This is a genomic window from Pseudomonas sp. BN414, from assembly GCF_029871275.1.
GTDB classification, from domain to species: domain Bacteria; phylum Pseudomonadota; class Gammaproteobacteria; order Pseudomonadales; family Pseudomonadaceae; genus Metapseudomonas; species Metapseudomonas resinovorans_C.
This window is the reverse complement of the sequence record NZ_SSOL01000031.1, coordinates 116,602-138,283: the sequence shown is the minus strand read 5'-3', so window position 1 is coordinate 138,283 and position 21,682 is coordinate 116,602. Positions and strand designations below refer to the sequence as shown.

The following is a 21,682-nucleotide window of genomic DNA, read 5'->3' as shown; positions in this document are numbered from 1 at the left end:
CAACACCCCCTACGGCTTGGTGACCCTCAACGCTGACGGTAGCTACAGCTTCGCGCTGGCCAACGGTTCAGCGGCGGTGGAGGGCCTGGATCAGGGCGAGCAGGTTACCCTGCAATACGCCTATTCCATGCGCGACGCCGACAACGACCCGAGCAGTTCGACGCTGACCATCACCATCACCGGCAGCAACGACACCCCCACGGTCGATGTCAGCACGCCTAACGCTGGCGGCGATCTGGCCAAGGTCTACGAGAAAGGTCTGCCGGATGGCTCCAGCGCCGGGGATGGCAGCACCGTCACCACCGGCAGCTTCACCGTCGCTGACTCCGACGGGCTGGCCAACCTGAAGACCCTCAGCGTTGGCAGCCTCAGCGTCGACCTCACCACCAGCAGCTTCACTAGCCTGGTCGGGCAGAGCTTCACCACCGCCCACGGCACCGTGCAGATCACCGGCTACAGCAACGGCACTTACAACTTCAGCTACACCCTGACCGAGGCGACGACCGATGCGGCTGGTCCGGAGACGGACGGCTTCCTTATTAATGTGGGCGATGGGCTGGCCAGTGCCTCGGCGAATGTCAGCATCGAAATCGTCGACGACCTGCCGAAGGCCAAGGCTGACAGTGCCTCGCTCAGCGAGGGCGGGAGCGTCAACGGCAATGTGGTCAGTGGCGCCGGATTGGGTTCGGTGGCCGATATGTTCGGTGCCGATGGACGTCCGTCGCCGACTACCGGTGTAGTGGGTGTGCGCGCAGGTGGTGACACCACGACCGCTGCTTCCGGCAGTGTCGGCGATCCCATCGATACTGGCCTGGGCACCCTGGTCCTGCATGCCGACGGCAGCTACACCTACACCAGCCACGCCAACTCGGTAGGCCAGGCGGGTGCAGTGGATACCTTCACCTACACCATCGTCGATGCCGATGGCGACCTCAGCACCACGACTCTGACCATCAACGTGTCCAACTACACAGTGACGGGGAGTGTGCAGGCCGGTTCGGATCAGGACGTGCGCGAAGCAGCCCTGAGCTTCGGCAGTGCACCGTCGAGCAACGACGAGTTCGCCAGCGGCACCCTGGTGGGCAGTGGCGGCAATGGCCCGTACAGCTTCAGCCTGGCTGTCGGGGAGGGCAATGGCCAATATGGCCAACTGGTGGTCAGCAGCACGGGCGCCTACGCCTACTTGCTGGTTTCCGCGCCCAAGATCAATCCGGGCGATAACGGCAACAACCTGCAGTTCACCGAGACCTTCACCTTCACGGTGACCGACGCCAACGGCAACACAGGTACAGGCATCCTGACGGTCAGCATCATCGATGATGTGCCGGACATCAGCGTGAAGGGGCTGGGTGCGCTGGGCGTGCAGGTGGACGAGACCAACCTGAGCTTCGATGCCAGCACCAATTTCGCAGGCGCTTTCGCGACAGTGTTCGGGGCCGACGGCGCGGCCATCAGCAACGCCATCACCTATAGCCTGAATGTGAAGTCTGCGGAGGTGGACAGCGGCCTGCGGGACACCGCGACCGGCAACAGCATCCTGCTGTCCAAGGTCGGTTCGGACATCGTCGGGCTGGTCAGCGGCGGGGGGCAGATCGCCTTCCGCCTGAGCGTGGCTGCCGATGGCACGGTGACCCTGGACCAGCAGCGCGCAATCGTTCATACACCTGACACCGGTCCCGACCAGGTGGCGGGCTTGTCCGGCGCCGACCTGATCACCTTGTCTGCCACCGTCACTGATGGCGACGGTGACAAGGACAGCGCGACCCTCAACCTGGGCGATGCCATCAGCTTCCGTGACGACGCACCGGCGGTGACCAGCAATGCCGTGGTGCAACTGGACGACGACGCCCTTCCCGGCGGTATTGCCAATGGTTCCGGCGACGACCCGGACTCGGCGAATACCACGGGCAGCGTCGGGTTTGACTTCGGTGTCGACGGTGCCGGTGATGTCCAGTGGCAGACCATGGGTGCACCCGATGGCTTCAGCTACGTGAAGTCCGGCACCACGTTGCTGATCAAGCAGGGCACCACCACCGTCATCGAGGTGACGCTGAACAGCTCCACGGGTGCCTACGGCGTGACCCAGCTCGCGCCGATCCAGCATGCGCTGGGCGGTGAGGAGAATGACCAGCTGTTTACTCTGACCTACAAGGTCACCGACAAGGACGGCGACTCCACCAACGGGACCCTGGATATCAAGGTCGACGACGACACGCCGAGCGGGAAGAACGACAGCGCCGATGTAGCCGAAGGCAGCGGCCAGGGCTTCAACGTGGTGTTCGTGCTGGACTTCAGCGGCAGTATCGACGACACCGAGCTGAACACCATGCTGAATGCGGTGCGCAATGCCGGGCAAACGTTGTTCAGCACCACCGATGGTGACGTGCGCATTCAACTGGTGGCGTTCTCCGGCACCGCCGCCTCCTACCCGGTGGTGACTGATGTCACCGGTTTCATCAACCTGGTCAACAGCCTGAATCCGGCGGAAGGCGGTGCGCGTCCGTTCTCCGGCAACACCGACTTCACTGCGGCCATCCAGCAGACCATGGCGGTCTATACGCCCTTGTCGAGCTGGAGCAACCAGGTCTTCTTCATCAGTGATGGCAATCCGAACGAGCAGACCGGTCCGGGCGACACATCCCTGACCTCGGCCGTGGCGACCCAGTGGAACAACTTCGTCGATAACAACGGCATCAACGTCACGACCATCGGCGTCGGCAACGGCATCAATACTCCGCGACTGCAGGACGTGGACGTCGATGGTTCCGGCTCGCCCATCATGGTGGCCGCCTTCGAGGATCTGGTCGAAACCCTGGCCAGCCAGATAGTGGGTGGGGTGGTCTCCGGCAACGTCCTGCTGGGCAGCGACAACGCAGTGGGTGGTGGGGACGATGATGCCTTCGGCGCCGATGGTGCCGGCCGCATCCAGTCCATCCAGATCGGCACCACCACCTACACCTGGAACGGCGCCAGCACCATCGCTCTGAGTACGGGCGGCAGCCTTTCCGGCAGCCAGTTGAGTGCGATCACCACCCCCGGCGGCGGCAAGTTGAGTTTCGATTTCACCACGGGCACGTGGACCTATGTCGCGCCGAAGAATGTGGCCGCCGACACCAGCGAGAGCTTCACCTACAGCATCATCGACAAGGACGGCGATCCGTCGAGCGCCTCGCTGACGGTGCGGATCGAAGACGCCTCGCCAGTGATCGGACGGGTGGACGAGGATGAGCTGCCTGGCGGAATCACTGACGGTGACGCCCAGACCACTGTGGTGACCGGCAATCTCGGTGAGCTGCTGGTCGGTACGCCGGTTGGCGCGCAATTCGGTGTGGCCGCCATACCGCAGGCGATGCCCGTGCTGACCTCGGATGGCGTAACCATCACCTATTCACGCGTGGGCGACACCCTGGTGGCCAAGGCTGGCACCGAAACGGTGTTCACCCTGCAGGTGGCCAGCAACGGCGTTTACACCTTCACCCTGCTGGGCGCGCTCGACCATCCCAATGGCGCAGGAGGTGACGACCAGATCCTCACCCTCAACCTGACGGGGGCGCTGCAGGCCAGCAATGCCAGCGGCAACCTGCCATTGGCGGGCGACCTGCTGATCCAGGTGGAAGACGACATCCCGGCCATCCTGCAGACCTCGAACCTGGTGTTCTCCAACGGCGACAGCGTTGCGGGCGCGTCGGGTGTATTCGTCTACAGCACCGGCAGCGACACCCGTGGCAACGGACCTTTCTCGGCATCCGACTCGGACTTCACTAGCATCGGCCTGACCGGCTCCGTGGGTGGCGTGGCGATTTCGTCGACTGCGGTGACCTGGGTGTCCGAATCGGCCACCAGCGCAATCTTCGACATCACCTTCAACTACGCGCCGAACGCGGCGAGTCCCGGGACGCTGGAACAGGCGAATGGCACCCTGACCTTCGATAAGGTCAACGGGACCTACAGTGTCGCGCTGGATGAGCCGATCCAGGGCTTCACCATCTTCAAGACCAGTACCTCGATCAGCATCTCGGGCTACGAGGTCAACAGCACGCTGCCGGATTCGACCCAGCCGGCGGTCGCGGTGGTGGAGCTGGATAACGACTTCTTCGTGCAGTACACCAGTTATGCCGAGCCTGGCGGCGGCACGGATGGCAACAACCTGCGTGCCGGGACTTCCACCACTTCCACCTTCACCGATGGCGAACTCTTCAACCAGACCGCCTCGTGGGTCAGCGTGAGCAACGCGGCCAATGGTGTGGCCGGTGACACACTGGGCAAGGGTGAAGTCCTCGACCTCAACTTCTACACCAGTAATCCGAAGGGCAACCTCGGTGTAGAACCCAGTGCTCGTGCCGAAGGCATGTTCCTCAAGTTCGATGGGGTGAACGGAGAAGACCTGGTCGTGGTGCTGAAGCTGGTCGGTGCCGGTGGTGCCAAGACCACCCGCGCGCTGGTGGTAAGCAGCGCCGACATCATGACGGCCAATAGCGTGGCGCTGGCGGCCTATGGCATCACGCTGGACAACAACGACGGTGCCATCGTCATCGAGAAGAACGACTTCAACGCCCCGGGCGAGAACTGGCAGATCTACGGTGCGCAGATTCTCACCAGCGTCGAAGGCATCGCTTCTTCCTCCGCCGTCAACTTCAACTCCACCATTGGCAGCGGTGGAGCCTCAGATGTGAGCGACCGGGTTTCGTTCACCTCGTCGGCCACCGACAACGATGTGCTCAAGGTTTCCGACGTGGGCTTCATCACGGGCGAGACCAGTACGCTGGACGCAAGCCTGAACTTCCAGGTCGGCATTCGCGATGCCGATGGCGACACCGCATCGAGCCAGGTACTGCAGGTGAACCTCGAATCCAGCACCACCTTCGTCGGCACCGCCAGCGATGACGTGATTCAGGGCACGAGCGGCAATGACCACCTGACCGGGCTGGCGGGGAACGACGTGCTGGTGGGAGGCGCTGGCAATGACGTCCTCGATGGCGGCTTGGGCAACGACACGGCGTCGTACTCCAATGCGGCTTCCAGCGTCGCGGTGAACCTGGCGCTGGTTGGCCAGCAGAACACCGGCGGCGGCGGGCTGGACACGCTGATCGATGTCGAAAACCTGCTCGGTTCGCACTTCAACGACGTGCTTGCCGGGAATAGCGGCAACAACGTGCTGGCAGGGAACGGCGGCGATGACCAACTGACCGGTGGCGGCGGGGCGGACACCTTCAAGTGGCTGCCTGGCGAAAGCGGCATCACCACCATCACTGATTTCACCCCGGGCGTGGACAAGCTGGATCTTTCGCAACTGCTGACCGGTGAGCACAGCAATGCAGGCAGCCTGGACGATTACCTGACCATGGCCTTCGGCGCCAACACCACCATCACGGTGGACAGCAACGCCGACGCCCCGGGAGGAACTGGCCAGACCGTCGTGCTGCAAGGCGTGAATCTGATGGCGGCATACGGCGCACCGGACACGGCGTCGGTGATCACGCACATGCTCGATGATGGCTCGCTGAAAGTGGACGCCTGATTGCAAGCGAGGGCCCGCCTGCGGGCGGGCCCGAATCTGGAGGGGAACGGGGGAGGGACCTATGGTTTTCGTACAGCGCGATGAAAAGGGCAGGGTGCTACGGGTGGAGCACGAACCCTTCGACAACATGACCCAGAGCATGCCGGCCAACGATCCGGAAGTGCAGAGCTGGTTCGCCAGTCGCAGCCTGCATGATCACCTCTTGTCCTTGCAGCACTCCGACCTGGAACTGGTGCGGGTGGTCGAAGACCTGGTGCAGGTGCTGGTGAGCCGAGGCGTGATGAACTACACCGACCTGCCCGAAGCAGCGGGTCGCAAGCTCCAACAGCGCGCATACGCGCGTTCTCAGGTGGTGGACCTGGGCGGATTGGTGCCGGACGATTCGCAATTGCCGTATTGAGCCATCGCTCCTGTAGGAGCGAGCTTGCTCGCGAACAGTCCCAGCACGATCGTTCGCGAGCAGAGGCACCGAGTTCATCCTGTTGCCGCAGCGATCAGCCGGCGCCCGCTTACTCATGCCACGGCGCCGGTGCCCCGATCAGTCGGCCCATGGCGCCCTGGATTCCCAACTCCCGCAATACGTCCAGTTCGCCCTGGGTTTCCACCATCTCTGCGATCAGGGGCAGGTCGATGCTGTTGGTGGCGCGGAACAGGGCTTCGATGAACAGACGCTTGTCGTTCTCCAGGTCGATGGCGCGGATGTAGGTGCCGTCGATCTTCAGGTAGGCGAGGCCCAGGTGGGCGAGGTTGCCGATCAGGCTGAAGCGGCCGCCGAAATGCTGCAAGCCGACGCTGTAGCCGGTTTCGCGGATCGCCTGGCAGACCTGGCCGAGTTCGTTGGCCGGCGGCAGGTGACGTTCGTCCAGCTCAAGGGTGAGCAGTGTCGCCTGTTGCGGGTGGGACTTGAGCAGGGCGAGCAGGCGTTCGCGGTGTTCTCCTGGTTGCAGGCTGGCGGCGGACAGACTCAGGGCGATGGGTGACGGCGTTTGCTGCAGGTGCGCCAGGCAATGCTCCAGCATCGCCAGGTCGAAGCGGGCGGCCCAGCCGAGGCGTTCGATCCACGGCAGGAAGCGACCCGCGGGCACTGCTTCGCCCTGAGGGTCGAGCAGGCGCGCGAGGACCTTGTGGTGCAGGGTTTCCTCGGTGTTGGCGCAGAGGCCCACCGGCTGGAAGTACAGGCGCAGCTTGCCCTTGTTCAGCGCCTCGTCGATCCACGCCCGCCAGTCGTGAAGGCTTTGCCCTGGCGCAGCGTCGAAATCATCCAGACGCACCCAGGGGCGTTCCGTGCTCTGCGCTGCCTGCGCCAGGGCCTGATCGGCGCGGCCCATGACCCGCTGGATGTCTTCTCCCGGTCGGTAGGTAGCGATGCCGAGCAGGGCGACCGGGCTACGGTCGCTGGCGCCGATCGCGTGCAGGTTTTCCAGTTGAGCAGCGAGCGTCGCGGCCAGTTGCTCGGTGTCTTCGCCGGTGAGGCCGGGAGAGAGCAGGGCGAATTCGCCGCCCCGGCTGCGCGAGGCCAGCCAGTCCGGATTGCCGCGCTGTTGCACCAGGTTTTCTAGGATTTCCCCGACATCGCGGATAAGCGCGTCGGTGCGCTGGCCACCGAGGCGCTGGTTGAGCCCGCCAAGGTCGTTGACCCGCAGCAACAGCAGGTAGCCCGCAGCGTTCTGGTCGTTGGGGACCAACTGGTTGGCCAGGCGGATATCGAACTGGCGACGGTTGGCCAGCCCCGTGAGGCTGTCCTGATAGGCTTCTTCGCGCAGGCGTTCGCTGCGTGCGGCTTCTTCGGCGAAAAGGTTGCGCAGCTTGTCCACCATCTGGTTCATCGCCAGCACCACACGACGCAGTTCGGGCGTACGCGGCACCTTGGGCAGGGCGAGGAACTCGCGTCGGCTGATGGCTTCGGCCTGCTGCACCATGTTGTCCAGCGGTCGCAGCTGGGTGCGCAGCAGCCAGGCGCCGGCCAGTGCGCTGACCAGGCCACAGAGCAGCAGCCAGGCCAGGCTGCCGATGGCGCTGTCCCAGAGTTTGGCTAGGGCGAATTGCGGGTGGCTCAGCACTTCAACCCGCGCCGCTTGCTGCCAGCCACGCATGATCAGCGCGTCGCCGCCCTGCGGTCGGAGGTTGACCAGATGGGCGAACCAGCCGGGCACCTGGTCGCTGGTGGTGGTGGTGCGACGCTCGGCGATCACGCCGCCATCCGGGATGCGCACCACGCGAATGCTGGCGAAGTAGCCGCTGTCGAAAATCGAACTGACCATCAGCTCGATCATTGCCGGGTCGTCCACATGGGGCGTCATCGACAGGCCGAGTGCGGTGGCGGCGTCCTGGGCATGGGAACGCAACTGGCTGAGCAGCTGTTCGCGGGAGCTTTCCACGCCCGCGAGGAAACTGCCGGCGAAGGCCAGTGCCAGCAGCAGGCAGATGGCCAGGAACAGTTGCTTGAGTAACGACATGGGCTAACCCTCTCCTATGGCGAAGCCTTCGGCTCTCATTTTTTTCAGCAGGTCCTGCCAGCGCGACAGTTTCTTGGTATCGCCGGCACGCTTGGCACCGGTGTAGAGGCCTTCGGCATTGAAGGCGTAGACCGGCAGCAGGTCGGTGCGCTGGGACGCCGGGCGTATCTCGCCGATCAGGTTGTCCAGTACCAGGGGATCGGCGGTGGGGGTCTTGTAGTAGGTGAGCACCATGTGCGCCTGGTTCTGGCGCAGTGCCTTGACGTAGGTGATGCGCAACTTTTCGGCCGGAATGCCGAGGCGACGCAGGGTGAAGTACTTGGCGATGGAGTAGTCCTCGCAATCGCCAGCGCCCTTGACCAGCGCTTCGACGGGGGTGGCCCAGTAGTCGTTCTCGCGCCAGGTGCGGATGTCATCGGTGAAACGAAACTGGCGGTTGAAGAAGCGGTTCACGGCCGTGAGCTTCTCGGCTTCGGGCAAATCGACGCTGGCCTGGATCAGCTCGCTCCAGGCGACGATGCGCGCCTTGGCCGGGCCCAAGTCGCCATAACGCTTGGTGGCGTTCTGCAGGATCAGCTCGAAATCCCAGTTGGCCAGCACGCTGGTCAGGCAGAGCAGCAGGCCGGCGAGCAGGCAGCCGCCTTGCCATGCCAGCCATGAGGGTCGCCGCAGTCCGATTGCCGCCCAGCGTTGCCGCATCAGCCGTCTCTCCGCCCAGGATGCTCAGAGTCTAGGCGGGAATCGATGATTTGCCGGGGGTGGTGTCAGTGGCTGCGCAGGGTTTTCTGGCGAAGGATGTAGAGGCTCACAAGAACGGCGCTGGTGAGCATGAAGCCGCGAGCCCAGGGCATCGGCACGAGGAAGCAGGAGAGGGTGATGCTGGCCCACATCAGGACCAGCGCGTAGACCTTGCCCTTGAGGGGGATACCCTGGCCTTCCAGGTAGTCGCGTATCCAGGGGCCGAGTTTCGGGTGTTCCACCAGCCAGAGGTAGAACCGCCGCGAACTGCGCACGAAGCAGGCCGCGGCGAGCAGCAGGAAAGGCGTGGTGGGCAGTACCGGCAGGAAGATGCCGATCACGCCCAGGACGACGCTGAGCCAGCCGATGATCAGGAGGATCATGCGCAGCGCCGGGTGGCGCTGCTGCTGGATATCGCTATGCGCCATCCGCGCCGCCTTAGTGGTGACGGGGCTTGAGCAGGGCAGGTTTTTCTTCCGGGGCGTTGCAGAGCAGGAAGAGAGCGGTCAGCAGTTCGGGGATCTGCTCGATCATCTCGTCTACCAGGTCGCGATCCTTGGCGATGTCAGCGAACTCGGGCTGTTCGTCGAATAGGCCGGAACCCACCATGATCGGCAGCAGCAGTTCGCTGACTTCTTCCTCGGCGCTTTCGAACCAGGTTTCCTCGCGCAGGAACACGCCTTCCATGAAGCCGATGCACCAGCCGCGCAGGTCGGAGTCGTCCGGGTCCTCGCCCAGGTCCAGGTCGCAGGGTATCTCGGGGTCTTCATCGCTGGCCAACTGGCGGGCGATGTGGGCCTGGAGGGCCAGCAGGGTGGATTCGATCTCTTCGCGCTCGGCGTCGCTGCGGTAGTGCGGCGGCTCGGCGAACAGGGCGTCGATCCATTCGCGCTCGGGCACCTGGTCCGGGCAGATCGACAGGGCGGTCAGGTAGCCATGGGTGGCCACATAGTCCAGAGCCTCCTCGTGCAGGTCATCGGCGTCGAGAAAGGCTTGCAGGCGGGACAGTTGCTCAGCGAAGGACATCGTGGGACTACCTTGAGGAATAAACGACGCTGAATTCTAGTCTAGTGAGCGGTTGGCGGCAAAAGGCGAGGGCGATGGGCGTGGCCATCTTGCCGGCGCGGCTGACGTATAATGCGCGGCTTGCTCCGGAGACCCCCATGCTCGATCAGGCACTGCGCATCCTCAAAGACGTATTCGGCTACGACGCTTTTCGCGGCAATCAGGCTGCGATCATCGAACGTGTGGCCTCGGGGGGCGACGCCCTGGTGCTGATGCCGACCGGTGGTGGCAAGTCGCTCTGCTTCCAGGTGCCGGCGCTGCTGCGCGACGGACTGACCGTGGTGGTGTCGCCGCTGATCGCATTGATGGAGGACCAGGTCGCCACGCTGGACGAACTGGGCGTGCCGGCCGTGGCGCTGAACTCCATGCTGTCGGCCGAGGCCCAGCGGGATATCGCCGAGCGCATCCGCCGTGGCGAGATCAAGCTGCTCTACCTCGCCCCCGAACGCCTGGTGCAACCGCGCATGCTGGCGTTCCTGCAGCGCCTGGAGATCGGCCTCTTCGCCATCGACGAAGCGCACTGCGTATCCCAGTGGGGGCACGATTTCCGTCCGGAATACCTGCAGCTGGGCCAGTTGGCTGAACTCTTCCCCAATGTTCCGCGCATGGCGCTGACCGCCACGGCCGACATGCGTACCCGCGAGGAAATGGTCCAGCGCCTGCACCTGCAGAATGCCGAGCGTTTCCTCTCCAGCTTCGACCGGCCGAACATTTTCTACCGCATCGTCGCCAAGGATCAGCCACGCAAGCAGTTGCTGGGATTCCTCGCCGAACGCCGTGGCGATGCCGGTATCGTCTACTGCATGTCGCGCAAGAAGGTGGAGGAAGTGGCGTCCTTCCTTTCCGAGCAGGGCTTCCCGGCGCTGCCTTATCACGCGGGGCTGTCCAACGATCTGCGCGCCCATCACCAGAAGCGCTTCCTTAATGAGGAAGGGCTGATCATGGTCGCCACCATCGCTTTCGGCATGGGCATCGACAAACCCAACGTGCGCTTCGTCGCTCACCTCGACCTGCCCAAGTCCCTCGAAGCCTATTACCAGGAAACCGGCCGCGCCGGCCGCGATGGCCTCCCTGCGGATGCCTGGATGGCGTACGGCCTGCAGGACGTGCTGCTGCTCAAGCAGATGCTGAGCAACTCCGAGGGGGACGAACGTCACAAGCGCATCGAGCAGCACAAGCTGGATGCCATGTTGTCCCTGTGCGAGGAAACCCGCTGCCGCCGCCAGGCGCTGCTGACCTATTTCGACGAAGTGCTGCCGCAGCCCTGCGGCCACTGCGACATCTGCACCGACGGCGTACAGACCTGGGACGCTACTGAACCGGCACGCATGGCCCTCTCGGCCATTCACCGCAGCGGCCAGCGCTATGGTGTCGGCCACCTGGTGGACCTGTTGCTGGGGCGTGACAACGAGAAGGTGCGTTCCTCGGGCCATCAGCACCTGTCCGTGTTCGGCATGGGGAAGAACCTCTCCGAAAATGAATGGCGCACCCTTTACCGCCAGCTGGTCGCCCGTGGCCTGGCGGACGTGGACCTCGAAGGCTTTGGTGGCTTGCGCCTGACCGAGGCGTGCCGTCCGCTGCTGCGGGGTGAGGTGCAGCTGGAGCTGCGCCGTGACCTGTCGACCAAGGCGCCGAAGCCGGCTGCCAGTGCCGCCAGTCAGTTGGTGCGGGGCGAAGAACGCGAGCAGTGGGAAGCCCTGCGCGCGCTGCGCCGCAAGCTGGCGGAAGAACACAGCGTGCCGCCCTACGTCATCTTCCCCGACGCGACCCTGCTGGAAATGCTCCGCAGCAAGCCGCGCAGCCTGTCCGATATGGCGCAGGTCAGCGGCGTAGGCGCACGCAAGCTGGAGCGATATGGCGACGCCTTCCTCGAGGTGCTGAATGGCGCCGCCGAAGCCCCGCGTGCGGTCACCGATCTGCGTCACGAGCTGGTGAGCCTGGCGCGTGCGGGGATGACCCCGGCGCAGATCGCCCGCCAACTCAATTGCAGCGAAAAGAACGTCTACAGCCTGCTGGCCGAGACCATCGGCAACCAGCAATTGAGCCTGGAGCAGGCGCTGGACTTGCCTGAGGACCTGCTGGGCGAGATCCAGGACGCCTTCCTCGACGGCGAGGGCGAGCTGCCGCCGGTTGCCGACGTGGCCCAGGTGTTTGCCGGTCGAGTGCCCGACGGCGTGCTGCATTGCGTGCGCGCTGCGCTGCAGGCTGAATTCGAGAGCTGAGACGCGCGAACGCGGCGAGCTGTGGGGTAGTAGCAAGCGCCGAAAAACTGGCGGTGCAAAACGACGAACTTGTGACGCAATGCGCGACCGGCTAATGTGCGTCAGAGGCCTCCGACAGAAGAGGTAGTTGTGTCCTACAGCAATACTGCCTGGCTAAACGACGTTCGCCCCAATCCCTATGCCGACCAGCTCGAGCTGGGGTTTCGGCATCTGCGCTTCACGCGCTCGTTGGAGCGCGAGTACCGCGATTATTTCCTCGAAGAGAATTTTGATCTCAAGCGCATCGCCCTCAGCGTCGGCCTGCTGATCTGGCTGGCATTCGCCGTGCTCGATTTCTATCTGATCAGCAGCGAGGAACGTTGGTGGATGCTGGCGGTGCGTCTGGGCGTGCTGGGATTGCTGCTGGTGTGCGGCGTCCTCATGCTCCAGCGGCGGCAGCGCCACCTCTTGGCCCCCCTCAGCCTGGTCTGCATCGGCGCCCTTGGCATAGGTGCAGCGGCAGTGGTGGCCATCGCCCATCGCAGCGATCCGTCGTTCCCTTATGAAGGCTTGCTGCTGGTGTGCATGGCGGCCTATTTCCTCGTGGGGCTGCGGCTCGTGGAGGCGCTGGGCGTTTCCCTGGTGATGGTGCTGGCCTATGTCGGGCTGGAGCTCTGGGCCGGGCTGCCCTGGCCGCGACTGGTGAACAACCTGCTGTTCCTGCTGTTCGGCAATCTGGCGGGTGCGGTCGGTTGTTATCTGCTGGAGTTCAAGTCGCGCGAGCATTTCCTTATCAGCCGCCTGATGCGCGTGCTGGCCGACCACGACAGCCTCACCGGCCTGTACAACCGCCGCAGCTTCAATCGCCAGTTGGAGCGGTTGTGGCGGCAAGCCCAGCGGGAGCAGCACGGGTTGGCCCTGCTGCTCTGCGACGTCGACCATTTCAAGGCCTACAACGACCGCTATGGCCACCAGGCCGGCGACCAGGTGCTGCAACAGGTGGCGCGCGTCCTCGAAGACACCGCGCGTCGCCCGCTCGACATGGCGGTGCGCCTGGGGGGTGAGGAGTTCGCCGTGCTGCTCTACGACATCGGCGAACAGGAAGCGCGTCGCTGCGCCGAGAAGCTGCGCGCGGCCCTGGAGGGCCAGTCCATCCGCCATGAAGCCTCACCTACCGCGCCGGTGCTGACCATGTCCATCGGTGTCGCCTGCATTCATCCGTTGCCGGGCATGCCATTGGGCAAGCTCTACGAACTCTATGAGCATGCGGATCGCGCCCTGTACGAGGGCAAGGCCTACGGCCGCAATCGGGTGGTGGCCTGAGTTCTGACAAAAATTGCCTGCGCTCGGCGATGCGTCGTTAAAACTTGGTTCGGAATGCTCATTAACAGCCGTTAACTCCGCTTCCTCACCAATTTTTGCCTTGCCTGGCCTTCGCTCGGCGAATTTTTGTGCAGAACTCAATTCGTCGCTTCGGATGGCGCGCGCCGTGACTGTCCGGCGCGGCGGCCGGTGCTAGCATCGCGGCTCCTTCCGCTTCGAGCGATCCGCATGGACAAGCTGATCCAGGCCGACGGCCAGCCGCATTACGGCATATTTCCCGCCGCGCCGGGCCTCATCAACTACCGCGATTTCGACTTCCGCTCGCCCATGGGGCGGCGCCTGGGGGCTCTGGCGAAGTGGCGGCGCTTTCACCAGTTCCAGTACTTCGGCTTGCTCAGTGACGAACTGATCGGCGGCTGCGCCCTGGCCAACCTGAGCCTGGTGGGGGTCGGCTTCGTTTATCTCTTCCATCCGGCCAGCGGCCGCATGATCGAGCGCCAGTTCAAGCTGCCGCTGGGCTTCGGGACCACGTTTTCCCAAACGCCGGATGAGGGTGTTTGCGAACTGCGTCAGGGCCGCAACCTGCTGCGCCTGGAGAATCGCGCGGATCTGGCACAGAAGCGCCTGCTGGTGGAGCTGGACGACGGCACTCGCATCGACGCCTGGTTCACTGAACGGGAGCCGGCCTTCCAGCCCATGTGCATCTGCACGCCGACGGCCGTGAATGGCTGGGTCTACGCGCAGAAGGTGGCGGGAGTCACCTGCCATGGCCAGGTGAGCAGCGCCCTGGGCAACTTCGATCTGGCGCAGATCGGCGCCTTCGCTCATCACGACTGGTCGGCGGGCTACATGCGCCCGGAAACCAACTGGAACTGGGCCTGCCTGTCCGGGCTGGCTGATGGGCTGCGGGTCGGCCTGAACCTGTCCTGCGGGGTGAACGAGACGAGCTTCACCGAGAACTGCTTCTGGCTGGATGGGGAATTGCTCAAGGTCGATACCGTGCGCTTCACCTTCGATCGCGACCAGCCGCTGAGGACCTGGTCCATCGCTTCTCACGATGGTCAGGTCGAGCTCACCTTCGAGGGCGAGGGGCTGCACGAGGAGCGACTTGACCTCGGTTTCATTGCAAGCAATTTCAAGCAAGTATTCGGGCGCTTTAGCGGCACGCTGCGCCCGGCGGGGCGCGCGCCAGTCCGGATCGAAAAAATGTGGGGATTCGTCGAGGACCAGTATGTGAAGTGGTAGGGGGAGGGGCTTGCTCGCGGCTTTCGGCTATGGTTAGCTGGCTAATTATTAGTATAAGAAGTCCGAGTCAATTCGATGTCCTACCCCGATCAACACCGTTTCGCCATGCAACTCGCGCAGATGTCCCGCGCATGGCGCGCTGAACTCGACCGTCGCCTGGCCGGCATGGGCCTGTCCCAGGCGCGCTGGCTGGTGCTGCTGCACCTCTCCCGTTTCGATGAATCCCCGACCCAGCGCGAGCTGGCCAAGAGCGTCGGCGTCGAAGGCCCGACCCTGGCTCGCCTGCTGGACAGCCTCGAAGCGCAGGGCCTGATCCAGCGCATGGCCGTCGTCGAAGACCGGCGCGCGAAGAAGATCGCCCTGTGCCCTCCGGCCCGCCCCCTGATCGAGAAGATCGAAGCCATCTCCAGTCAATTGCGCCAGGAACTCTTCGACGGTATCGAAGATGAAGAGTTGCGCCATTGCCAACAGGTTCACGCAAGGATTCTGGCGAACCTGGACCGCCTCTGATGGGGCAGGACCTGGAAGCGCTGCACGAGCGCTTCGGCGCTCGCTATCCGCAATGGCTGCTGGGCCTGCTGATGCTCGGCAGCATGGCGATGATCCTCGCTTCCACCAGCATCAATGTCGCACTGCCGGCGATCATGTCCGACTTCGATATCGGCCGGCCGTTGGCGCAATGGCTTTCAACCGGGTTCCTCGCCGCGATGACGGCGGGCTTGCTGCTGGCCGCCTGGTGTCAGTCCAGGCTGGGTGCCCGGCGCACCGTGCAGCTCGGGCTTGGCCTGTTCAGCCTGGCTTCCTTGATGGCGCTGGTAGCGGATGCGGCCTGGCAGCTGATTGCCCTGCGCATCGTCATGGGCGCTTGCGCCGGCATCATCCAGCCGTTGGCGATGGTACTGATCTTCCGTGTCTATTCCGAAGGCGGGCGTGGCCTGGCCCTGGGTATCTATGGACTGGGCATCATGGTGGCGCCGACCCTCGGGCCCACCATCGGCGGCTATCTGATCGACCACTTCGGCTGGGAGGCGGTGTTCTGGCTTCCCTTGCCTCTCTGCCTGCTGGCGCTGCTGGGAGCCCAGTGGTTGATGCCCAGCGTACGCGACCGCAATACCCCTGGCGTGGACCTCCGCGCCTTCGCCCTGCTGAGTGTTGCGCTGTTCGCCCTGCTGGGTGCCTTGGCCGAAGCACAGCGCTTTGGCTGGATGGCGCCCAGCGCATGGATACCCGGGTTGCTGGGCATGGGTTGCGCTGTGCTCTTCCTGCGGCGGAGCCGCGCCTGCGAGCGGCCACTGCTGCCGTTGCAACTGTGGCGCCATCCCGCGTTTCGCAAGGCAAGCTGGGTCGCTCTGGTGCTTGGGCTGGGGTTGTACGGCTCCACGTACCTGATTCCACTTTTCCTGCAGACGGTAGAAGGCTACAGCGCCGGACAGGCAGGTCTTCTGCTACTGCCAACCGGCGTGGTGCTGGGGCTGGCCTCTTTTCTCGGCGGCTGGGCCAGCGACCGCCTCTCGGCTGCCTCGATGCTGGTGTTCGGCCTGCTGGTATTCGCAGTCTCGTCAGCAGCGTTGGGACTGGCTGGCCAGGGAGCTTCTTTCCTGGCGCTGTGCGGATGGGCCTGCGTGGGGCGTTTGGGGCTCGGGTTGCTCCTGCCTGCCATGAGCACCGGAGCCCTGGATGTCCTGAGTGCCGAGGAACTGGCCCTGGGGGCCGGCGCGATCACCTTCGTGCGCCAGTTGGGTGGCGCCTTTGGGGTCAACCTGCTGACCTTCTTCCTGGAGTGGCGCCATGGGGCAGAAGGGGGGAACGCAGCGGCTGAAGCACTCGCGTTCGAACAGAGCTTCTGGCTGGTTGCGCTGCTCTTCCTGATGGCGGTGGCACCCGCCTGGGGCGTGCGCTCTGCAAGGTCCTGAACGTGCAAATCGCACGACGAAAATTTTGTCAAGACCCTGGTTAATTTTTTCCTATAGTGGAGTAAGCTACAGAACAGCTTTGTGGCCAGCTGCCATTATTCTGGATGAAGGTGCAGGACGCCCGTCAGATCTGGTCTTGCGTGGGATGGATAAGGAGCGGCATCCCGCTATCATTGTAGTTTTGAGGTCAACGAATTTTCGCGTCACTTCGAGGATGCCCGGGCGGGACATCAGAGGTGCGACTCGCGAATACGCGTGACCGGGGAGGACGTATGGCGAGGGTTCACAAGCTCCTGCTGACACTTGCTTCAGGCTCTGCACTTTATTCAGGCCTGGTGCCAGCTCTGGGGCTAGGCGAAATCACCTTGCACTCCGCCCTGAACCAGCCACTGGATGCCGAAATCGAACTACTCGAAGTCGGCGACCTCAACGACAGCGAGATCAAGGTCAGGCTGGCTTCGTCCGATGACTTCGACCGTGCCGGTGTCGACCGCTTCATCTTTCTCAACGACCTTCGTTTCAGCCCCGTGATCCGTGGCTCGGGCAGCCGCATTCGCGTGCTTTCCAACCAGCCCGTCCGTGAGCCTTATCTGAATTTCATCGTCGAAGTGGCTCGCCCCAATGGCAAGCTGCTGCGCGAATACACCCTGCTGCTGGATCCGCCCGGTTCGGCCTACACCGCAAGCACCGCACCGGTCGAACCGCTGCGTGAGGCGATTGTCGCAACCACCCCCGCCGCACCGGTACAACCCAAGCCGGCACCTGCCGCTACCCAGGGCAAGCATTACCAGGTCGCACGAGGTGACAGCCTCTGGGCGATCGCCAAGCGCTTGAGCGCAGGCAGTGGCATGACCCAGCAGCAGATGCTGGATGGCATCTACGCCCTTAATCCACAGGCGTTCCCGGATGGCGACCTGAATCGTCTGCATGCCGGCCAATCCCTGCTGCTGCCCGATAGTGCCGTGCAGAGCGGTGCTCCCGTCGCTGTAGCGCCTGTCGCTGCACCGACTGAGATCCAGGTGGCAGCACCCGTGATCGCCGCACCGTCGGGGCCGACTCTCGACGAACTGACGCAGGCCCAGCAGCGAGTGGATTCCAGCCTCGCGCAGGGTGAGGCCGAACGTGCAGAACTGCGCCAGCACATCGCCGAGCTCCAGGCGAAGCTGGACGCCATGCAAGAGCAATTGAGCGGCAGCGACCAACAGATGACCTCGCTGCAGCAGCAAGTCCAGCAGATCGCCACTCCTCCAGTGACAAGCGAGGCACCGAAAGCCCAGCCAGCGCCCGCACCTGCAATCATTCCTGCCGCCCAGGCAGCCGAGCAGACTTCGCTCGCTCCTGTGCAGTCAGGCAGCTCCGGTATCAGCCCGGTCTGGTGGGCGATCATGGTTTCCGGTCTGGTGCTGTTGTTCCTGCTGGATTGGGTGCTGCTGCGTCGTTCCCGTCGCGAGGCTCAGGAGCAGGAACTGGAAGAAGCCCAGACCACCGGCAAGGCCAAGGTGGCCTTCCAGCATCGTCGCGAGGAAGTGCAGCCAGTGGCCCCGGCAATGCCGAAGCCCGCGCCGGTCGCACCCGTCGCGGTGTCGCCGGTCGTTGTCGCAATGCCCGTCGCCAAGCTCAATTCCGACGCACTGGAAGGCGCCAATATCTACATCGCTTACGGCCGCTGGCGCGAAGCCCTGGCTGTGCTGCGTCCAGCTGTTGCGCAGGAGCCGCAGCGCCTGGAGCTGCGTTATCGCCTGCTGGAAGTGCTGGGCGAGCTGCGTGACACGGTGGCCTTCACCCTCGAAGAGGCCGCGCTGCGCGACCTGCATGCCGATGAAGGACGTCTGGCCGCCATCTGTGCCCGTTATACGGATCTGGGTTCGGTGGCTCCGAGCGAGCCGGTGTTCGTACTGGACGAAGCGGCTCCGGCTCTCGCCGAGGCCAGCAACGAGCCCATCGAGGGCGCGCAAGCCGACTTCGACGGCTATCCACTGGATGCCGACTGGGAACAGGTCAGCCCGTTCAAGACCGCCGAGCCCAAGCGCAAGGCGACTGTGGTCCAGGCCTTCGCGACTGTGGAAGACGACCTGGGCTTCCCGACCAATCTCCAGGAGCTGCCGGAAGTCTTCGAGATGACCCTCGACGCCGACACCCTGAGCCCCTTCGGCGAGCTGCCGGAACTGGCCCAGGCCGAAAGCCTGGACGAACTCACCGCCGAGTTCGTCGATCCCATGGTCAGTCTGGAAGAACTGGACATGCTGGATGCCCGCCAGGAAAACCTCACCAAGCTGAACATGGCGCTCGCCTACATCAAGCAAGGCAATATCGAAGCAGCGTGCAGCATCCTCAACGAGGTCATCAGCGAAGGCGACGACCAGCAGAAACAGGAAGCGCGTGACCTCCTGGCGAAGATCGCCTGAAGCGTCTCAAACCAAATGAAAAAGCCCGGACCTGGTCCGGGCTTTTTCATTTCCGCAGTTGTCCATGCTACTCCGCTAGACCTATTGAATACTGGGGCTTTCAGCTACTATCGTGTCTCCAGCGTCCCGCCAGTATCTACCGCATCCCGCAAAAAAGTGTGGGGTTGAGTGTGGGGTCAGGCTTAAGCATTGAGGAAGTAGCATGAGCGGATTGAACCCCAAACAGGTTGAGCACTTGAGCGAGCCGGGCCGGTATCTGGACGGTGACGGGCTGTACCTCGTCGTGAACAATGCCGGTGGCAAGTCATGGCTGCTGCGCTATCAGCTCGGTGGCAAGCGCCGGGATATGGGGCTTGGCCCGTATCCGACCGTTGCGCTCAAGGCCGCACGGCTGGCGGCCACTGAGGCGCGCTCGCTCATCATGCAGGGCCGTGACCCGCTGGACGAGCGCAAGGCAGAGCAGCAGCGCCAGAAGGAGCAGCGGAAGGCTGAAAAAGCCAAGGCCGTCACCTTCAAATCACTGGCGGAGGATTACCACCGGGCGCATTTCGAGCATGTAACCAAAGCTTGGCGCGCCGGCTGGCTGTCGAAGCTGGAACGCTATGCCTTCCCGATCCTGGGTGAGCTATCCCCTGACAAAGTTGAGACTGAGCACGTTTTGCGCGTTTTGCGCCCGATCTGGAACGCGAAGCCTAGAACGGCTGTCGAGGTCCGGGGCCAGATTGAAAGCGTCTTGGACTCTGCCAAGGCTCTGAGCCTACGAACTGGCGAGAACCCTGCCCGCTGGCGCGGCCATTTGGACAACCTGCTGAGTCGCGCGGACAAGAAGCGGGCTGCGCAGAAGACCAATCATCCGTCGATGCCTTGGCGCGAGCTACCCGCGTTCATGGTCAAGCTGGACGCCGCCAATGACCGCGATTCTCAGGCACTGCAACTGGTGATCCTGACCGCGGCGCGGGCGGGTATGGTGCGTTTGGCGACCTGGGATGAGTTCGACCTGGAATCTGCCACCTGGAACCTGCCGCCAGATCGGATGAAGACTCGGCAGGCCTTTTCCATCCCATTGCCAGAGCAGGCCGTTGAACTGCTGCGCACCATCCCGCGCACGGTGGGCAGCCCCTACCTGTTTCCCGGTACTGGCAAGTCGGGCGTCATGGGACGAATCGCGTTCCTCCAGTTGCTGCGCGCCCTGGAGCAGCCCGACATCACCACCCACGGCTTTCGGGCCACCTTCCGCACCTGGGCCAGCGAATGCACCCACTTCCCCCGCGAGGTCTGCGAGCTGGCGCTGGCGCATGATGAGCGCGACAAGACCGAGGCCGCCTACAGCCGCAGCAACCTGCTGGAGAAGCGCCGCGAGCTGATGCAGGTATGGGCAAACTTCGCTACCACGCCGCCTGCGGCGAACGTTATTCACGGTGCGTTCGCCAGGTCCGAAGCATGACCCGCAAATACAAGGGTGACTTGGCAAAGCCAATTCGTCTTGAGCCGCCGGGGCTGCTGGTGACACCAGAGCAGCAAGAAGCATGGCTCGACGCTCCTCTACCTGAGCTGTCGCGCAAGATGAACCTGCTGCTTGAGGAATACGGGCTTGAGGCTGGAGCTTGTACGGCGGCAGTCTGGAGCCTCGCCCTAGATCATGTGCCCGGTTTCCAGGTTGTCATCGGCAAGGGCCCCGGCAGGGAAACGGTTTGGAGCCCATGCACTCGCGCGTTATTGGTGCTGAGTATTGAAGAACTTCAGGTGTTGGGGATTACGATCACTGAGGCATGCAAGCGCTTGGCTTGCGAGGAGCCGTGGGCGTCACTGGTCAAACATTCGAATGGTGGACAAGTACTGAGGAATGAATCCACCCGCCTGGATGATGAAGGACGGGGCTGGCTTTCTCTTCATCGCGATTTTCGTAATTGTCTGATGAGGGCCGGTGAAATGCCTGACGAGCCAGGTGCATTCGCACGGAAATTCAGGCACCTAATTGACGTGCAACACAGGCCAAAAAATCGGCAATAGTATCGATGTCCACGGCGCGAAATGAGTTACGCGCCATTGATTCGCGAGGAGCGAACATGGACACCAATCCCCCCGATACGCACCCCGTTTTCCTGCTGCGCCTGCGCGATGTCATAGCCCGCGTGGGACTGCAATCCAGCTTCATCTACCAGGCCGTAAAAAAGGGCACTTTCCCGAAGCCAATCAAGCTTGGCGACAGTGTTTCCGTGGCCTGGTTGGACTTTGAGATAGACGCTTGGCTTAAGGCGCGCGGCGACTCCCGCCATCCCGTCAACACGCCCCGCCCCCGCCGTCTCAAAGGGTGCCGCGTAGTGGAGCAGGCCCATGACTGACAATCTGCGCGTGATGCGTATCGAGGAAGTCATAAAGCGGACCGGCCTAGGCCGTTCCTCGGTCTACAAATACACCCTGAATCGGACATTCCCGCAGCAGGTTCAGCTCGGCGCTGGTGGTGCCGTCGGCTGGCTTGAGCATGAAGTCAATGGCTGGGTGAATGAGCAAATCCATAAGAGCAGGTGCGCCGCCTCCCGCGCATAAAAAAGCCGGACGTAGGGCGTCCGGCTGTGCCTGACACTGGTTTGCCTCAGTGTTCGGCGTAGTCATCGTCGCACCTTGCCCGGCCTTCGACAATCGTTCGAGGGTGATTCAGATGAGTCTTCAAGACGAGATAGAGGCCCACTGCGGGCCGGTGGCTGTTGAGTTTATTGCTGACGGCAAGCCGCACCATTTGCCCGTCCCAGGCGACCCCCCAGGCCATGCGAGTGGGTGGTATCTGCTCAATCCGGACGGCACCTACTGCTGGAGCACT

Annotated in this window: 16 protein-coding genes; 12 read left to right on the top strand and 4 right to left on the bottom strand. The window is 63.5% G+C overall.

Annotation, left to right across the window (positions count from 1 at the left end; translation table 11 throughout):
- Positions 1–19: 19 nt before the first annotated feature.
- Together E8E95_RS04690 and E8E95_RS04685 are read left to right on the top strand one after the other, a co-directional pair.
- Positions 20–5,518, top strand: a complete 5,499-nt coding sequence (locus tag E8E95_RS04690; protein WP_280348515.1) for a DUF5801 repeats-in-toxin domain-containing protein — start codon at positions 20–22, stop codon at positions 5,516–5,518.
- Between the two features lie 61 nt (positions 5,519–5,579).
- A complete protein-coding gene (locus E8E95_RS04685; protein WP_280348513.1) occupies positions 5,580–5,918 on the top strand; it encodes a tryptophan synthase subunit beta in 339 nt (112 codons plus the stop codon).
- 109 nt (positions 5,919–6,027) lie between these two features.
- On the opposite strand, the gene lapD is transcribed toward E8E95_RS04685, so the two are convergent.
- The 4 genes from lapD to E8E95_RS04665 all read right to left on the bottom strand — a co-directional run bounded on the left by lapD (position 6,028) and on the right by E8E95_RS04665 (position 9,738).
- Positions 6,028–7,974, bottom strand: coding sequence for a cyclic di-GMP receptor LapD (gene lapD, locus E8E95_RS04680; protein ID WP_280348511.1), 1,947 nt, complete (start codon positions 7,972–7,974; stop codon positions 6,028–6,030).
- 3 nt (positions 7,975–7,977) lie between these two features.
- Entirely contained in the window at positions 7,978–8,673 is a 696-nt protein-coding gene (lapG, locus tag E8E95_RS04675; protein ID WP_280348510.1) for a cysteine protease LapG, read from the bottom strand.
- Positions 8,674–8,738: 65 nt separating this feature from the next.
- Entirely contained in the window at positions 8,739–9,140 is a 402-nt protein-coding gene (locus tag E8E95_RS04670) for a YbaN family protein (protein ID WP_280348508.1), read from the bottom strand.
- A gap of 10 nt (positions 9,141–9,150) precedes the next feature.
- Positions 9,151–9,738, bottom strand: a complete 588-nt coding sequence (locus E8E95_RS04665; RefSeq protein ID WP_280348506.1) for a YecA family protein — start codon at positions 9,736–9,738, stop codon at positions 9,151–9,153.
- Between the two features lie 137 nt (positions 9,739–9,875).
- Here E8E95_RS04665 and recQ point away from each other — a divergent pair, with 137 nt between their 5' ends.
- From recQ to E8E95_RS04615, 10 genes are all read left to right on the top strand, one after another.
- On the top strand, positions 9,876–11,999 hold the full coding sequence (gene recQ, locus E8E95_RS04660; protein WP_280348505.1) for a DNA helicase RecQ: 2,124 nt from the start codon (positions 9,876–9,878) through the stop codon (positions 11,997–11,999).
- Between the two features lie 129 nt (positions 12,000–12,128).
- Positions 12,129–13,301, top strand: a complete 1,173-nt coding sequence (locus E8E95_RS04655) for a GGDEF domain-containing protein (RefSeq protein WP_280348503.1) — start codon at positions 12,129–12,131, stop codon at positions 13,299–13,301.
- Between the two features lie 228 nt (positions 13,302–13,529).
- Entirely contained in the window at positions 13,530–14,546 is a 1,017-nt protein-coding gene (locus E8E95_RS04650; RefSeq protein WP_280348501.1) for a DUF2804 domain-containing protein, read from the top strand.
- A 75-nt stretch (positions 14,547–14,621) separates the two neighbouring features.
- A complete protein-coding gene (locus E8E95_RS04645) occupies positions 14,622–15,056 on the top strand; it encodes a MarR family transcriptional regulator (RefSeq protein WP_179057776.1) in 435 nt (144 codons plus the stop codon).
- Complete coding sequence (locus E8E95_RS04640; RefSeq protein WP_280348499.1) at positions 15,056–16,459, top strand: DHA2 family efflux MFS transporter permease subunit; 1,404 nt, start codon at positions 15,056–15,058, stop codon at positions 16,457–16,459. The genes E8E95_RS04645 and E8E95_RS04640 overlap by 1 nt, the downstream gene beginning before the upstream one ends.
- A gap of 365 nt (positions 16,460–16,824) precedes the next feature.
- Positions 16,825–18,864: a FimV/HubP family polar landmark protein gene (locus E8E95_RS04635; RefSeq protein WP_348532571.1), complete on the top strand. Its 2,040-nt coding sequence runs from the start codon at positions 16,825–16,827 to the stop codon at positions 18,862–18,864.
- A 202-nt stretch (positions 18,865–19,066) separates the two neighbouring features.
- Positions 19,067–20,308: an integrase arm-type DNA-binding domain-containing protein gene (locus tag E8E95_RS04630; RefSeq protein ID WP_280348495.1), complete on the top strand. Its 1,242-nt coding sequence runs from the start codon at positions 19,067–19,069 to the stop codon at positions 20,306–20,308.
- Positions 20,305–20,874: a hypothetical protein gene (locus E8E95_RS04625; protein WP_280348493.1), complete on the top strand. Its 570-nt coding sequence runs from the start codon at positions 20,305–20,307 to the stop codon at positions 20,872–20,874. The genes E8E95_RS04630 and E8E95_RS04625 overlap by 4 nt, the downstream gene beginning before the upstream one ends.
- 56 nt (positions 20,875–20,930) lie before the next feature.
- The gene (locus E8E95_RS04620) at positions 20,931–21,206 is read left to right on the top strand and encodes an AlpA family phage regulatory protein (RefSeq protein ID WP_280348491.1); all 276 of its coding nucleotides are present in this window, start codon (positions 20,931–20,933) and stop codon (positions 21,204–21,206) included.
- Entirely contained in the window at positions 21,199–21,411 is a 213-nt protein-coding gene (locus E8E95_RS04615) for an AlpA family phage regulatory protein (protein WP_280348489.1), read from the top strand. Before E8E95_RS04620 ends, E8E95_RS04615 begins: the two co-directional genes overlap by 8 nt.
- Positions 21,412–21,682: the final 271 nt, after the last annotated feature.